The organism is Streptococcus suis (assembly GCA_002831545.1).
GTDB lineage: Bacteria > Bacillota > Bacilli > Lactobacillales > Streptococcaceae > Streptococcus > Streptococcus suis_P.
On sequence record CP025095.1, the window covers coordinates 518,173 to 534,203 of the forward strand.

The following is a 16,031-nucleotide window of genomic DNA, read 5'->3' on the forward strand; positions in this document are numbered from 1 at the left end:
TTCTATAGTTGATAGGCTTTAAGTATCCTGAGGGAGTTACAATAGTGACTCCCTCATTTGGCTTATGAGGAAAAGAAATGATTGAAGTAAAAACATTTGGTGAAAAAGCAAAACTGTATTGCTTGGAAAACAAGAATGGGATGCAAGTAACCTTGACGGATTTTGGAGCTAGAGTGGTGGGAGTGTTCCTCCCTGTGGAAGAAGGTGGCAATTTACGAAATGTCAGTTTGGGAGCGGGGGCGGCTGAGGAATATTTGCAGACGGATCCCTATCCCGGGGCAACGATTATCCCTGTGGCAGGACGGATTTCGGATGCTCAGGTGGAAATTGGTGGACACGTTTATCCATTGACAGAAAATGAACCGGGTCGGACCTTGCATGGTGGTATTGGAACGGCAAATGAGCAGTACTGGGACGCTGAGTTAGACCATGAGAGAAATCAAGTTACCTTTGGTATTACCTTAAAAGATGGTTTCAATGGTTTTCCAGGCGATGTGATGGTCAAGGCAATTTATCGTCTGACAGATGCCAATGAGCTCATGGTTGACTACCAGGCTGTATCGGATAAGGATACGATTTTTAATCCGACCAACCATATCTATTTCAACTTGACTGGTGATTTTCAACGGTCAGTTGCCGAGCACCGTATTAAAATTGCTGCCAATCACTATGCTCCGCTTGGGGAGGATAACCTGCCCACGGGTGTCTTAGAAGATGTGACAGGGACGCCGTTTGATTTTAGAGATTTTGCGCCTTTTGCTCAGGGATTTGATGGCCAATATCCTCAAAATGTATTGGTAAAAGGCTATGACCACCCATGGTTATTGGAAGAGGTGGATATTCCGGTAGAAGTTTTGAGTCCAGATGGGAAAATTGGACTCAGTGTCAAAACCAACCAGCCTGCGGTCGTTATATATACATATAATTTTCCTGTTGAAGCTTTGGCCTGTTACCATGGTGTCTTTAGTTTAGAGTGTCAGGCCTTGCCAAATGCATGCAATGTCGATGGATTTGGTTCGATTTTGTTAGAACAAGGAGAAGAATTTTTGTCTAAAACGACCTATCGTTTTACTTGGTAAAAAAATGGGTAAAAAAATGGGGACTCTAACTGTGTTACAGTTAGGGTTTTCTTGTGTTTTCTAGAAAATATGGTATAATAAACCGGTGTGTTTCAATCGAAGCAGGCGAAAGAGGAAAATAATGACAAAAGAACAAGAATTTTTAAAAGAATTTGAGGCTTGGGTCAACACTCAGGTCATGGTAAACGAGATGGCGGTTGAAGAAAGTCGTCGTGTCTTGGAAGAAGACAAGGATGAGCGGGCAGCGGATGCGTATATTCGTTATGAGAGCAAGCTGGATGCCTATCGATTCATTCAAGGGAAATTTGCCAACTACCATGCTGGCAAAGGTTTTCATGATTTGCCAGATGAGTTGTTTGGCCAAAGACATTATTAAGGAGAGGAGTTAACATGGCAAAGAAAAAAATCAATCGTAAAAAATTATTGAAGAAACAATTGGCAGATCTGAAACGCGCTGGTCGTGTGGGTGCAGTTGTAGGAAGTGAACAAACAGAAGCAGTCGTTCAAAAATCGGCTGCCATTGTAGAAAAAGCTGTTGAGAAAATTAAGGATATTGTAGCAGAGGTGACTTCATCAGTGAATTCATTGGAAGACTTTTTGGCGCTTCCTGAATTGGAAGGCATTGCGGCAGCGCGTTTGGAAACCTTTTATGAAGCAGGTATCAAATCTGTGTCTGACTTTGCAAACCATACAGAAAAAGAGCTCTTGGCCCTTAAAGGTATTGGGCCAGCTACCATCAAGCAGTTGACGGAAAAAGGGATTGAGTTGAAAGCTTAAATCCCTTGCTTTTCAAGGTGCAATTTGTTACAATAAAGCCATTCAGAGGTGTTTTGAGCCCCATTTGTCACAGGAAGCGGTGGTACTGAGAAATCCGCACAAATGTCAAAACTGGTTGCTGATGATGTGAATCGAATAAGCAAAGTGCAGATAATCTATCTGAACAAGGGTGGTACCGCGGAATAACTTCGTCCCTGTCTAGCAAGTCTAGGCGGGGATTTTCATTTGGAAAGGAGAAATATGCTACATCATGTTGAAATTTACGTTTCTGACTTGGAAACTTCGCGTGCATTTTACGACTTTCTCCTGACCAAGCTGGGCTACTCGCTCTATCAGGAGTGGGAGGAAGGGCTATCTTACAAAAAAGCAGAGCAGTACCTGGTCTTTGTCCAAACGCCACAGGATTTCCTAGAGGCAGGTTATCACCGTTGCCGTATAGGTCTCAATCATCTAGCCTTTCATGCGGGAACACCTGATGATGTTGACCAATGGCGGAAGGAATTTTTGACCAGACGAGTCAAACTTCTCTACGACGACCGCTATCCCCACGCAGGAGGACCAGACCACTACGCCCTCTATTTGGAAGACCCGGATGGGATTAAGATTGAGTTGGTGGGGGAGTGGATATGAATAAAGATAGTAATTTCAATTTATGTAAAATTTTCATAAGTCCAACTGTTCGGAAAAAAATGTACAGTGAATAAAATTTATTGAGGTGCTGTAGAGGAAATATGTTTACAAGACAAAATGAGATAATTTCAAGCGAAAGTAGCCCGCCTTCACCAATAAGAAGACGTGCATTTAATGTCGAATTGTATAACCAACAAAAAGAAAATATCTTGGTAAAAAAAATTAAGGCGCAACTAAATAATGCTCCTCTATTTTTGGAAGAATTACAGAAAAATTCACGATACGAACTAGATATGACTCAGTTCTCTGAAATGCTTGCCACTGGTGCTATTCGATTCATGAGAAAAAATAAAACTGGAGAGTCATTGGCGACCCTAGTGGATTCTAGTACAGGTAAAATGTTTGCTCAAGTGCCAATAAAATCAGTTCCGGTAGAACTTGGTTCAAGTATAGCTACAGCTGGACTTAGCCAAAAACTAGAAGATCTTTCAGCAAAATTGGATTTGCTAGAAAGTAAAATAAATCAGGTCAATAGAAATTTTGACTTAAACAGGTATGCCGAAGTTTTATCTGCTAAAGAAAAATATGAGACCGCCCTTCTTATTCAAGATGAGGATACAAGAAAACAATTACTAAGGGAAGCCTATTCTCAGGCTACTAACGCTAAAAATCTGTTATTACAACAGATTTATGATTCTAGGTATAAAATTGAAAAACAGTACGAGGAGTATAGAAATAGAAATCAGCTTCAAAAATGGACATCTAAAAGTTATACTAAGGATGCTAATGAATTAGCAGAAACATGTTTAATGAATTTACAGTATTTGAAAGATACTTTTAGTTTTCAAATAGGATGTTTAACGGAATTGCAGGAATATGAGGCGTTATTTTATTGTTTACTAGATTTTGAGAATATTATATTAGATGATTTCTCTGGGAGAGATGCACTTTTATTAGACGAATTTATTCCGAACTCAAAAAATCCATTTAAGTATTTTTCGAGTGAGGTGCTAGAATCAACAAAATCTTTAACAGAATTTATTGCCAATAATGATGATTTTTTAGAGGTTCATTTTATTCCAGAACAACTTATCATATCTCAAAATAAGGAGGAACTTGATGACTGTGACTAATATATATTTTTGTGAAAAATGTAAGAGAGAGTTAGGGGATGATAAAAAACTTTGTTTTGATTGCCAGAATAAAAAAGATGACAAAGAAAAAACAATTTTTAAATGGATTTTTGGAGGATTCTCATCGCTAGTTGGGGTAGCTCTTATTAAACATTTTTTTGGATCAGATAAAGACAATCTTTGATTTATCTGCATGTAACAAAACTTGTACTTAGTTAATAAAAAAGTTAAGGAGAAAAACTAATGTCAAAAGAATTGTCACCAAAATACAATCCAGCCGAGGTTGAGGCTGGTCGTTACCAGACTTGGTTGGACCAAGATGTCTTTAAGCCGTCAGGCGATACGGAAGCCAAGCCTTATTCTATCGTCATTCCACCGCCAAACGTAACCGGTAAGTTGCACTTGGGACACGCATGGGATACAACACTTCAAGATATTATCATCCGCCAAAAACGCATGCAGGGCTTTGATACCCTCTGGCTTCCTGGTATGGACCATGCGGGGATTGCCACACAGGCTAAGGTTGAGGAACGCTTGCGGGAGCAAGGCGTGACCCGTTATGACTTGGGTCGTGAAAAATTCCTCGATAAAGTCTGGGAATGGAAGGATGAATACGCAGCGACTATTCGTGAGCAATGGGGCAAGTTGGGTCTGTCTTTGGACTACCAACGTGACCGCTTCACGCTGGACGAAGGTTTGTCAAAAGCTGTTCGCAAGGTCTTTGTGGAACTCTACAAAAAAGGCTGGATCTACCGTGGCGAATTTATCATCAACTGGGACCCTGCAGCTCGCACAGCCCTTTCTGATATCGAAGTTATTCACAAAGATGTCGAAGGTGCCTTCTACCACATGAATTACATGTTGGAAGACGGCTCTCGTGCCCTTCAAGTTGCGACAACTCGTCCTGAAACCATGTTCGGTGACGTTGCGGTGGCGGTTAACCCAGAAGATCCACGTTACAAGGACTTGATTGGCAAAAACGTTATCCTGCCAATCGTTAACAAGTTAATCCCAATCGTTGCGGATGAGCACGCAGATCCAGAATTTGGTACAGGGGTTGTGAAAATTACGCCTGCCCACGATCCAAATGACTTCCTTGTCGGTCAACGCCACAATCTGCCACAAGTCAATGTCATGAACGACGACGGTACCATGAACGAGTTAGCAGGCGAATTTGCAGGCATGGACCGCTTTGAAGCACGTAAGGCAACGGTGGCTAAGTTGCAAGAACTGGGAGCCCTTGTCGAAATCGAAAATCGTGTGCATTCAGTTGGTCACTCGGAGCGTACAGGTGTCGTAGTTGAGCCACGTTTGTCAACCCAATGGTTTGTTAAGATGGACCAATTGGCTAAGAATGCCATTGCCAACCAAGACACAGCTGACAAGGTAGAATTTTACCCACCACGTTTCAATGACACCTTCCTACAATGGATGGAAAATGTACACGACTGGGTTATCTCGCGTCAGCTTTGGTGGGGGCATCAAATTCCAGCATGGTATAACGAATCTGGCGAAATGTACGTCGGAGAAGAGGCTCCAGCAGGGGACGGTTGGGTACAGGATGAGGATGTCCTAGATACCTGGTTCAGCTCTGCCCTTTGGCCATTCTCAACCATGGGCTGGCCTGATGAAAACGCAGCTGACTTCCAGCGTTACTTCCCAACCTCAACCTTGGTAACGGGCTACGACATCATCTTCTTCTGGGTGTCACGCATGATTTTCCAGTCGCTTGAGTTCACAGGCCGTCAGCCCTTCAAGAATGTGCTGATCCACGGTTTGATCCGTGACGAAGAAGGTCGCAAGATGTCCAAGTCGCTCGGAAACGGGATTGACCCAATGGATGTCATTGAGAAATACGGTGCGGACGCTTTGCGTTGGTTCTTGTCAAACGGCTCTGCTCCTGGTCAAGATGTCCGCTTCTCTTATGAGAAAATGGACGCTTCTTGGAACTTCATCAACAAGATTTGGAACATTTCCCGCTACATCCTCATGAACAATGAAGGCTTGACTTTGGATGCGGCGCGTGAAAATGTTGCCAAAGTCGCAACTGGTGAGGCTGGCAACGTGACGGACCGCTGGATTCTCCACAACCTTAACGAAACCATTGCCAAGGTCACTGAAAACTTTGACAAGTTCGAGTTCGGTGTGGCTGGTCACATCCTCTACAACTTCATCTGGGAAGAGTTCGCCAACTGGTATGTCGAGCTGACCAAGGAGGTCCTTTACAGCGATAACGAGGCTGAGAAAGTCATGACCCGCTCTGTCCTTCTCTACACGATGGACCAAATCCTTCGCCTCCTCCACCCAATCATGCCGTTTGTGACGGAAGAAATCTTCGCCCAGTATGCAGAGGGCTCTATCGTGGTGGCAGCTTACCCTGTTGTCAACCCAGCCTTTGAAAATGCGGAAGCACATAAGGGTGCGGAAAGCCTCAAGGACTTGATCCGTTCGGTGCGAAATAGCAGAGCAGAAGTCAATGTTGCTCCTTCTAAGCCGATTACCATTTTGATTAAGACGGCAGATAGCGAGCTTGAAACCTTCTTCAAGGCAAATGAAAACTACATCCGACGCTTCACCAACCCAGAGCAGTTGGAAATCAGCTCAATCATTGCTGCACCAGAATTAGCCATGTCAGCCGTTATCACCGGTGCTGAAATCTTCTTGCCACTAGCCGACCTCCTCAACGTCGAAGAAGAGTTGGCTCGTCTGGACAAAGAGCTTGCCAAATGGCAGAAAGAACTAGACATGGTTGGTAAAAAACTCAGCAACGAACGCTTCATCGCCAACGCCAAACCAGAAGTCGTTGAAAAAGAAAAAGAAAAACAAGCCGACTACCAAGCAAAATATGATGCGACAGTAGCGCGGATTGAAGAGATGAAAAAACTGGTTAAGTAGGTAGAATAGGATAAAACACCCAGCCTAAAAAGGCTGGGTTTTGTGGTATAATAAGGCTAGAAATTCAAACAGGAGGAGTCTATGCAAGCAACTTACAATATTGATAATCCCAATCTTTCCTACGAAGCCAAGCAAGAACTCTGGGAAACTGGTTTTGGTCTTCAAAAAGTGGATGGGTTGACTCCGTCTGTTTATATGGAGGAGTTGGCGGATAGGCAAGCTCGTGGAGAGTACACCTATGAGCAGGTGTACGAGGAAATTACGAAATACCACCAGTCAACTGATGCCAGTACGCAAGAAGCAGATATCGTCTCTCTCCGAATTGTTGAAATGCTTTCTCAAAATGGTTTTAGCCTCCGACCAACCACTCTCTTACATATCCACAAAGAGCTCTTTCAGGATATTTTTGATAGCAGTGTTCCAATTGGTGAGTATCGAACGGTTAACATTACAAAAAACGAGCCAGTTTTAAAGGGGGACACTGTGATTTATTCAGATTTTCCACTAATCGCCGCCACTTTGGACTATGATTTCCAGCAAGAAAGGGATTTTTCTTATGCTGGATTAGATAAAAAAGCCATTGTTGCCCATATCCAATCCTTTATTTCAGGAATTTGGCAAATCCACCCATTCCGAGAAGGGAACACTAGAACAATCACAGTATTTCTCATCAAATACCTTCGCTCACTTGGTTTCGACATTGACAACGAACCTTTTCAAAAACATGCCAAATACTTTCGAGATGCCCTTGTACTTGACAATGCTAAGTTAGTCAATAAACGCTCAGCCTTTTTAACCGCCTTCTTTGAAAATCTCCTCTTGAACGGTCAGAATGATCTATCAAGTGAGAGGATGTACGAGGAGTTGGGGATAGATGAATATCAATAAAGACAGGATAGTTTTCAATCCGGAAATAGACCAGTGAATACTTGGGCTTTTGACTTTTCGTTGATAAGCTTGTTAGGCAATTTGGAGGAACTCACATGTCCTATTATTATGAAAAATCAACGGGTAAGGTTGCGAAGCATCTTGCTCGTTTTCCCTATTATGCTACCGATAAGATTCTGAATTTAATGCAATTTCAAGATAACAATCAGCAATTTCTGGTAAGTGATAAGCATTTGTATGATTACTTTGAAGAACAAAAACATCAACTAAGTACCGATGAAAAACTCTCCATTCTGTTCAGCCTATTTAAGGGACGTGTAGATGTTTATGCGAAATCCTATATTGATGAAAATGGAAAAATCAACTATTTTCCTTCTTACAACTATGGTTGGAAAAAACTTCCTGTTGAAAAGAGAACTTGTCAACCCTTGACCAAACAGATATTGTTGGCTCACCTACGTGGCGAAATCAGTATTGGCATTTTTCCAATGAGTTTATCAGACACGTGTTCCTTTTTGGCGATTGATTTTGATAAAAATAATTGGAGAGAAGAGGTCTCCATTCTAAGAGATACAGCAGAACAACATGGTTTTGAGGGGCATATCGAAATCTCTCGTTCGGGCAATGGTGCTCATCTCTGGTTTTTCTTCGAGGAAGAAATTGCTTGTCAGCAGGCGAGAAATGTTGGAAAAAGACTGCTGGAATTGGCTATGCAGGAGTCAAAAGATATTCGCTTTTCTTCATTTGACCGTATGTTTCCAAATCAAGATATTCTGCCCAAGGGAGGATTTGGCAATCTTATCGCACTGCCCTTACAAGGGGAAGCTTTCAAGAAGGGAAGAACCGTTTTTGTTGATAGGCATTTTCAGCCCTATTTGGAACAATGGAGTTATCTTCAACAGATTAAGAAAATTGAACAGAAGAAAATACTAGATTTCTTAGGACAGGAGTTTTCAGATTCTGTAGATGATACAGTGTTAGATTGTAGCTTATCAAACGTTATTCGAGTTGAGAAGAGGACTATTTCTTCGAAGACAAATTATTTATTGAGAAAGCTGGCATCTTTTTCTAATCCTGAATTTTATTTAAAACAAGCGACTAGACAGCCAACTTATCAGACTCCAGAACGCATCTATTTATTTGAAGAAACGGATGAAGCATTGCATCTTCCAAGAGGAATACTTGCAAGCTTACAAGAAATATTTGAAACAGTAACTATTAGGGACAATCGCAACAGTTTATCTCCGATTCAGATTTCTTTCAAAGGGAGGTTGCGTTTTGAGCAGGAACTTGCTTTGGCAGATCTATTAGCTAGTGAGAATGGCTTGCTATGTGCTGAAACAGGTTTCGGAAAGACAGTTTTAGGTGCAGCCTTGATTGCCCAGAGGAAATGTAGAACGATTATCTTAGTTCACAATCGTCAACTGTTGGAGCAGTGGTTGGAAAGGTTGGGTGAATTTTTAGAGATTGAAGAGAAAGAGGCGGTTCGCTATACTCCTTCAGGGCGTGTAAAAGTAATAGGGCACATCGGACAATACGGGGCTTCTAAAAAATGGAGGAGCAAACTGGTGGATGTGGTTATGATTCAATCTCTCTTCCAATTGGACAATATTTCCGACTTTTTGTCGAATTACGATATGATGATTGTGGATGAATGCCATCATGTGACAGCTTTGCAGTTTGAAAAAGTAGTTGCTCAATTTGCTAGTCAATATTTATATGGCTTAACAGCAACGCCAGAGCGTAAAAATGGACATCAACCGATTGTCTTTCAACGGATTGGTCCAATTTTACATACTGCTCAATCAGGTAAATACGATTTTAAAAAGAGGTTGCTACTCCGTCTAACATCTTTTGGGAAATTGGATTTGGAACAGTCGAATAGTACGAACTTTTCAGCCCTTAATGATTGGCTTGCCAAAGATTTACATCGCAATACTTTGATTGTGCAAGATATTTTCAAACTATATCAAGAAAAGCGAAACATCCTTGTCTTAGTCAATAGACGGGAACATATAGAACTATTGGAAAAACTACTTATTGAAAAAGAAATGCCCAATATTTTTTGTCTAAGTGGAGCGAGTAAAAGAAGAGATACGAAAGAACTCCTGAAAAGAATCAGTGAGCTAGATGAGAATAGTCCATTTGTCCTCATTTCAACAGGAAAATTTATTGGAGAGGGCTTCGATATGCCAAAGTTGGATACACTAATTTTGGCAGCTCCTTTGTCTTGGAAAAATAACCTCATACAGTATGCAGGGCGGCTTCACCGTCCCTATCGAGGTAAATCTGAGGTGAGAATAGTCGATTATCTAGATATACACGTTCCTTATCTTGAAAGAATGTATCAGAAACGTCAGATAGCCTATCGAAAAATGGCATACCAAGTTGGAGAAAAGGAGCAAACCCAAGTATTATATAGTGGTAGGGATTACGAAGAGAAATTTAGAGAGGATTTGCGGAACACTTGCTCAAAAGCATATTTACGATTACATACGCTTACTTCTAGTAAGTTTCAAGAACTATTGGGGCAGTTACAAGGAAAACAAGTAGTTATTCATGTTTCCAAAAATCATAAGTTAAGTGAGTGGCTAATGGGGTTAAACAGTGACAATGTAAAGGTGAAGCTTGTACCAGAAAGGATTGGTACGACCGCAGTTATCTTAGATAGTAATCTCGTTTGGTATGGCAATCTCTCACCTTCTGTATATCAGCCGGATAATCAAGCTAGTTTATTGAGATTGGAAAGTCAAGCTATTGCTGAGGAGTTGCTTGAAAAATTTACTGAAGAGTAAAAATTTCGAGATTGATGACACACTAAATGTGGTGTGATAGTAGGGCGGATTGAAGAGATTAAGAAACTGGTTAAGTAGGTAGAATATGATAAATGCCCGGCCTAAAATGGCTGGGTTTTGTGGTATAATCTAAAATAGGGGTTGTTTTATGCTTTGATAAGACAATAAACAAGTTATTTACACTGTAAAAGTAAGGATATTTTATGATTAATGTTGTAGATTTATTCTCCGGTGCGGGAGGACTAACATTTGGTTTTCAAAAAAGAATTGTTGACAATTCTTTTGTTAGGAGAGATGATTTTAAAATAAATTTTGCCAACGAATTTGATAAGAATGCAGCTGAAGCATTTAGGCAGAATTATCCTGATATCCCAATGATAGAAGGAGATATAGCGGATCTTAATATTGATTACTTGACTAATATAGGAGTAAATATAAAAGATGTTGACTTGGTGATTGGAGGGCCTCCATGTCAATCATTTAGTACCGTTGGAAAGAGACAATTTGATAATAGAGCAAAAATGTATAAGGAGTATAGAAGACTGCTATCATTTTTGCAACCAAAGATGTTTGTTTTTGAAAATGTGTTAGGCTTATTGACAATGAAAAATGATGATAAAAAGCCTGTTTTGGAAGATGTAAAAGAGAGCTTTCAAGATTTTTCTGACTTTAATGATGCGAATGGCTACAACCTACATATTCAGGTGCTAAATGCTAAAGATTTCGGAGTTCCTCAAAATAGAGAACGTGTCTTTATTATTGGTGTGAGAAATGATTTACAATTAGATGTAGAGTGGCGATTCCCAAATAGTATAGCTAATGAACATCCTATAACATTAAGAGAAGCGATAAGTGATTTGCCTCTTTTAGGAAATAATGAGACTATGAATAGCTATCAAGGAGAACCCGAAACGGTTTATCAGCAATTAATGAGGGGGGACACGATAGAATTAAAAAATCATTCTAGTAGACGACATGGTGATAGAATGATAAAAATTATGGAGGCTCTCAAAGAAGGGCAAGGAAAAGATGATATAAACAGTATGGTTGAAGAAGGAAAATTACCCAAAGAATTGTTTCTTACTTCGGGGTATAGTAATACATATGGAAGACTGTGGTGGGACAGACCTTCAACCACAATCACTAATAATTTATCAACCCCATCATCGTTGAGATGTATTCATCCCAGTCAAAATCGTGCTCTAACCGCACGAGAGGGAGCTAGGATTCAATCTTTTCCTGATGACTATGTTTTTATTGGAGGGTTTGAAGCAGTGAATACACAGATTGGAAATGCAGTCCCTCCAATTCTAAGTATACATTTAGCAAATAGAATAGCTGATTTTTTTAGAGAGAATAATTTATAAAGGAATTGTTATGATTGAAAAGGATAAAATTCAGTTTAATTTTTCATATTATGCACTAAATTTATTGGGAAAGCAAATGTATACCAATAGATGGAGTGCTATATCTGAATTAATTGCAAATGGACTAGATGCAGGTGCTACTAAGGTAAATCTCTATATTGAATCTATTGATAAAAAAAATTCTATCTTAGAAATTATTGATAACGGTAGTGGAATGGACTATGATGATTTATCTACAAAATATGCTCTGATTGGTCGGAATAAACGTCTATCAAGTGAAGATTTATCTGAAAAAACAAAGGGGAGGAAAGGAATCGGAAAATTAGCAACGCTATTTCTTTCTAAAAAATATTATATAGTCTCAAAGAAAGATGGCATTGCAAGTGCATGGATGTTAGATTCAACTGACGCATTAGATAGTGACATACCTGAACTAGTACGAGTACCTATCGATGATGTACATATTGAGAATACAAAAATCTGGGATGAAATTGAGAGCGGTACGCTAATCAAGTCTGTTGGTGTCAATTTAGCGGGTTTTGCTGAAGGGAAACTAGAGTCTTTGAAGATGACTTTGGCAAACTACTATCTTTTGGATAATCTTGGGGCAGACATTGAAGTAGCGTATAGGACCGATGTAAATCAGGCTATAGAGTTTTCAAAAGTTTCTAAGGTCATTGGATTTAAAAATTTTTATGCCTTTTTTCAAACAGATAAAACAGTGGTCAATATGGATCTGCTAAATGATTCGGTAAAGATAAGTGCGGATTTAGAGGAAGTGTCAAATAAACTGCGTCAGGTAAAAAGAATATATCCTTCTGAGATATCAAGAATTAGTTTAACTGGTAAAGAGGAATTTCTGAATATTGATGGAGAGCTAGAAGAAATTACTTACGAGCTAACAGGATGGATTGGTATCCATAGTACAATCAATATGTCTGAAGCTCTTGAAAATACTGGAACGGATACAAAGGACAGATTTATAAGGAATCAAGTTTATAAAGCTAATCAATTGAGATTATATGTTCGTGATAAATTAGCTGTTTCAGATTTTATGCCCTTGTTAAATAATACTCAAGCATTTGGTGCTTACATAGAGGGGGAAATTTCATTTGACGTTTTGGATCATGATAGATTGGAAGATATTTCGACAACTAATCGAGAAGGTCTCTCGGGAAACGATGAACGTATTACTTTGTTAATTAACTTGTTGAAACCTATTGTTAATAAGTTGATTAGTGAGCGTGCGAACATAGGTGCCGTAGTACGTAAAGAGGTTGAATATATTCGAGATAAAGAAAAGGCTGAACTAGAAAAACGGAAACGGCAAGCCGAAGATGAACGGATAAGAGAAATTGAGGCTAGAAAGTTTGCGGAGCAGAGTAAAAGAGAGGCGGAGTTGGCTCAAAGAGAAGAGGAAATAGCAAGAAAAGAGGAAGAGCAACGGAGAAAAGAAGCTGAAAAAACTGCAGAAGAATTGAAAAAAGAAAACGATCGAAAAGACATTCTGTTACAGAGTAATAATTCAGCACAACAAAAATTATTAACACATGAGTTAACTGGAATATACAGAAATATTGATTCAGTTAATAAAAATATTGCAAATGATTTTAAATCAACAGGTGATTTTGATAGGGTCAGTAAGTATGTTGTGAGTCTAAAAAAATCATCTGGAAAATTATTTACAATAAAAAATCAAATATTAAAGCTTAATACATCCGAAGTTCAGGGGAAGCAATATATAGATATAAAAAAATATATCAAAAGTTACCTTGAAACTTTAGAAAATGTGAAAATAAAAATCTTTACGGATTTTTCAAATATTCCCCATAAATCGCGAGTTCATATTTTTGATTTAGGAGTAGTAATTGATAATTTGCTAATAAATGCTATGGATCAAGAGGCGGATAAGATTTGTTTTAGATTTGATGACAAAAACAATATCTTAATAATCTCGTCTAATAAACCTTTATCAAATAAAATCAAAAATAAAGATGATATCTTTAGGTTGGGTTTTACCACAAAAGAAAATGGAACCGGGGTAGGAATGTATATTGTTAAGGAAATTTGTAAAAAATTTAAGTGGGATATCAGTGTTGGTTCAAATAATAAAGAGACATACTTTACAATTGAATTAAGGGAGAATTGATTTGTGAGGAAAGAAATTAATGTAGTTTGGTTAGAGGATGAAATGGAAGATGCTTTTTCAGAGAATTTGAAGACTGTAGAGGGAGCGATTCGACAAAAAGGCTATCAACCAGCTGTTAAGCCGTGTGAAGCCATAGAAGAAGCACGTGAAATATTAGAGGATAATTCAAAGAGAATTGACTTTTTTATTTCTGATTATAACTTAGGAGAAGAGGAAGGAGGAGAGATAAACAACGGGATAGATTTCTTGGAAGCAGTGCGAAATAAAGGTAAATATAAACAGTTTTTTATACTTTATTCGAAGAATTATGAAGATATTAAGAAAGAGATAATTCAGAAAGTTAAAAATGATGATAATTTAGCTCTATTAAATAATACGATGGTTATTGATTTATCCTCGCCAAGTGATGAAGTGATAAAAAAAGAGTTTCAGAAAGCTGTTGAAATTAGCTTATCTAAATGGGATGAACTCAACGCACTTAGAGGAGAATATATGAGTGAGAACGCTGAAATTGAATTTGAACTAAAAACAATTTTAAAGGTTCCGTCAAATGATAGTAGAAACTATAAGTCTTATTATAATGAATTTAAAAGATATTATTTAAGTCTCAGAGATCAAGAAGCTAATTCCTCTTTGCTTAGAGAATGGTACGGTATGATTGATAAACGAAATGCACTCGCACATTCGAAGGAAGTATTTTTGGAGGATGATGGGTGTTTTGCTATATCGGCTATAGAAGATAATTCTATTAAAATTTTAGAAAGTAAGATTGACGAGGAGAGAAGAAAGTTAATTGAGTTGGCAGATAGAGTTAGAGATATAGTTAAATCTCATCAAAGGCGAATTAGACGATAGACTGTCATGGGAGCTCTAGAATATACTCTTATTAAGAATTTAATTATAAAGTAACACTAAAAGGACTTAACTAATTGTAGTATCGAGCTAAGTCCTTTTAATGATTATAAGTCTAACTTTTTAGGAGAGTAAATTGACTAAAGAGCCAGGTTACTAAGTCAATTTGAGCAGTTGAATTTTAATCAAGTGTTTTTATATATTCTCCAATCTGTTTCACAATTTCAGTTACGAGGGCATTTCCCATAAAGAACATACGCATTTTATCGGATACATCTACAATGGAGCCATCTGCTAATTTTTTCTGCTTTGTCCAATCATCTGGGAAGTCTTGCAATCTCTCAGCTTCTATAGGTGTAATCAAACGGTATCGATTATTCACATTGATAAAGTGAGTAGAGCGATTGACAGTACCTTCGGAAGTCAACATGGTTCGTCCAGGAAGATTTAGATCATCGGTTGGTGACATTCCACCTTCGGAATAGGTATAGGTGTGACCGTCTGCCGAAGTTCGCTCAATTTTTTTAGGACCTCGTAGATATTGGAATTTTTCTAGTTTAGCGGGGTCTGTCAAAAAGTATTTTTCAGGTACATCTTTTTCATCTTGTAAGATTTCTCCAAGAGTGATTGGTTGACCTTTATAGTCACACTGAGTATCGACGGAATAGTATTTGCCGTGTCTCATGACACCTGTATTCCAAACTGTACCTGTGAAATTGTCTGATACTTCAACAATATCTTCTGCTAATTCGTAATAAACTTGACGATTTTTTACAGGTGTTGGCTTGATTGGAAATTGGGTTGCAAACAAACCTGAATGGAATAGATACTCATTGTAGCGATTTTCGTTAAACACAGTTTCAGTGTTTTCAAATTGTTCGTCAAGTCTTTTTGCAAAAGTGGTATCATTTCGATAAACAAAGAAGAATACACGACGACGGCGTTGACTTCGTCCATATTCGGCAGCATTGATAACTCGCCATTCAACCGAGTAACCAAGATTGTTAAATGCTGTCAACATAATGGCAAAGTCACGCCCTCTTTGTTTAGAAGGTGCTTTTAGAAGACGGTCAACGTTTTCTAAAATAAGATATTTAGGTTTGGTGATACGAGTAGCACGGATAATTTCCCAAAAGAGAACTCCCTTTTTCCCTTCAATCCCTTGTTCGTTCTTCTTGCTTCGTGCAACAGAATAGTCTTGGCATGGAAAACCACCAACAATCATGTCTGGATTCATCTCAGCAAACTTGTCGTTAGAAATTTCTGAGATACTAATATTTATGTTTTCGCTATCTGGAAAATGCAAATCGTAAACTTCAAAAGCATCCTGTGATTTTCGAGAAGGCTCCCATTGATTTGCCCATTTTGTTTGGAAGTAATCTTTGTCAGCATTTTCAAGACCGATGCGAAAACCGCCTACACCGGCAAAGAGTTCGAGAATATTCATTTTTTCTCCTCAAGTTCAT

At 38.7% G+C, this 16,031-nt stretch carries 13 protein-coding genes; 12 read left to right on the forward strand and 1 reads right to left on the reverse strand.

Annotation, left to right across the window (positions count from 1 at the left end; translation table 11 throughout):
- Positions 1-77 precede the first annotated feature (77 nt).
- From CWM22_02685 to CWM22_02740, 12 genes are all read left to right on the forward strand, one after another.
- Complete coding sequence (locus tag CWM22_02685) at positions 78-1,079, forward strand: galactose-1-epimerase (protein ID AUC90888.1); 1,002 nt, start codon at positions 78-80, stop codon at positions 1,077-1,079.
- 121 nt (positions 1,080-1,200) lie between these two features.
- On the forward strand, positions 1,201-1,455 hold the full coding sequence (locus tag CWM22_02690; protein ID AUC90889.1) for a DUF1912 domain-containing protein: 255 nt from the start codon (positions 1,201-1,203) through the stop codon (positions 1,453-1,455).
- A 14-nt stretch (positions 1,456-1,469) separates the two neighbouring features.
- Positions 1,470-1,856, forward strand: a complete 387-nt coding sequence (locus tag CWM22_02695; GenBank protein ID AUC90890.1) for a helicase — start codon at positions 1,470-1,472, stop codon at positions 1,854-1,856.
- A 240-nt stretch (positions 1,857-2,096) separates the two neighbouring features.
- Positions 2,097-2,486, forward strand: a complete 390-nt coding sequence (locus CWM22_02700; GenBank protein AUC90891.1) for a bleomycin resistance protein — start codon at positions 2,097-2,099, stop codon at positions 2,484-2,486.
- 101 nt (positions 2,487-2,587) lie between these two features.
- Complete coding sequence (locus tag CWM22_02705; protein ID AUC90892.1) at positions 2,588-3,619, forward strand: hypothetical protein; 1,032 nt, start codon at positions 2,588-2,590, stop codon at positions 3,617-3,619.
- Positions 3,606-3,803 (forward strand): hypothetical protein, encoded by a 198-nt coding sequence (locus CWM22_02710; protein AUC90893.1) that lies wholly within the window; start codon positions 3,606-3,608, stop codon positions 3,801-3,803. Before CWM22_02705 ends, CWM22_02710 begins: the two co-directional genes overlap by 14 nt.
- 59 nt (positions 3,804-3,862) lie before the next feature.
- Positions 3,863-6,514, forward strand: a complete 2,652-nt coding sequence (locus CWM22_02715; protein ID AUC90894.1) for a valine--tRNA ligase — start codon at positions 3,863-3,865, stop codon at positions 6,512-6,514.
- A gap of 81 nt (positions 6,515-6,595) precedes the next feature.
- Positions 6,596-7,402, forward strand: a complete 807-nt coding sequence (locus CWM22_02720; protein ID AUC90895.1) for a cell filamentation protein Fic — start codon at positions 6,596-6,598, stop codon at positions 7,400-7,402.
- Between the two features lie 95 nt (positions 7,403-7,497).
- The gene (locus CWM22_02725; protein AUC90896.1) at positions 7,498-10,197 is read left to right on the forward strand and encodes a DEAD/DEAH box helicase; all 2,700 of its coding nucleotides are present in this window, start codon (positions 7,498-7,500) and stop codon (positions 10,195-10,197) included.
- Positions 10,198-10,400: 203 nt separating this feature from the next.
- Complete coding sequence (locus CWM22_02730; protein ID AUC90897.1) at positions 10,401-11,564, forward strand: DNA cytosine methyltransferase; 1,164 nt, start codon at positions 10,401-10,403, stop codon at positions 11,562-11,564.
- A gap of 10 nt (positions 11,565-11,574) precedes the next feature.
- The gene (locus CWM22_02735; protein ID AUC90898.1) at positions 11,575-13,713 is read left to right on the forward strand and encodes a molecular chaperone Hsp90; all 2,139 of its coding nucleotides are present in this window, start codon (positions 11,575-11,577) and stop codon (positions 13,711-13,713) included.
- Between the two features lie 3 nt (positions 13,714-13,716).
- Positions 13,717-14,568 (forward strand): hypothetical protein, encoded by an 852-nt coding sequence (locus CWM22_02740; protein ID AUC90899.1) that lies wholly within the window; start codon positions 13,717-13,719, stop codon positions 14,566-14,568.
- A 178-nt stretch (positions 14,569-14,746) separates the two neighbouring features.
- On the opposite strand, the gene CWM22_02745 is transcribed toward CWM22_02740, so the two are convergent.
- Positions 14,747-16,012 (reverse strand): DNA (cytosine-5-)-methyltransferase, encoded by a 1,266-nt coding sequence (locus CWM22_02745; GenBank protein ID AUC90900.1) that lies wholly within the window; start codon positions 16,010-16,012, stop codon positions 14,747-14,749.
- Positions 16,013-16,031: the final 19 nt, after the last annotated feature.

Bases quoted from the DNA above. Each gene is read 5' to 3' on its own strand.
- CWM22_02720 (AUC90895.1), top strand. From the start codon at position 6,596: ATGCAAGCAACTTACAATATTGATAATCCCAATCTTTCCTACGAAGCC.
- CWM22_02710 (AUC90893.1), top strand. From the start codon at position 3,606: ATGACTGTGACTAATATATATTTTTGTGAAAAATGTAAGAGAGAGTTA.
- CWM22_02705 (AUC90892.1), top strand. From the start codon at position 2,588: ATGTTTACAAGACAAAATGAGATAATTTCAAGCGAAAGTAGCCCGCCT.
- CWM22_02715 (AUC90894.1), top strand. From the start codon at position 3,863: ATGTCAAAAGAATTGTCACCAAAATACAATCCAGCCGAGGTTGAGGCT.
- CWM22_02730 (AUC90897.1), top strand. From the start codon at position 10,401: ATGATTAATGTTGTAGATTTATTCTCCGGTGCGGGAGGACTAACATTT.
- CWM22_02700 (AUC90891.1), top strand. From the start codon at position 2,097: ATGCTACATCATGTTGAAATTTACGTTTCTGACTTGGAAACTTCGCGT.
- CWM22_02725 (AUC90896.1), top strand. From the start codon at position 7,498: ATGTCCTATTATTATGAAAAATCAACGGGTAAGGTTGCGAAGCATCTT.
- CWM22_02745 (AUC90900.1), bottom strand. From the start codon at position 16,012: ATGAATATTCTCGAACTCTTTGCCGGTGTAGGCGGTTTTCGCATCGGT.
- CWM22_02690 (AUC90889.1), top strand. From the start codon at position 1,201: ATGACAAAAGAACAAGAATTTTTAAAAGAATTTGAGGCTTGGGTCAAC.
- CWM22_02685 (AUC90888.1), top strand. From the start codon at position 78: ATGATTGAAGTAAAAACATTTGGTGAAAAAGCAAAACTGTATTGCTTG.
- CWM22_02695 (AUC90890.1), top strand. From the start codon at position 1,470: ATGGCAAAGAAAAAAATCAATCGTAAAAAATTATTGAAGAAACAATTG.
- CWM22_02735 (AUC90898.1), top strand. From the start codon at position 11,575: ATGATTGAAAAGGATAAAATTCAGTTTAATTTTTCATATTATGCACTA.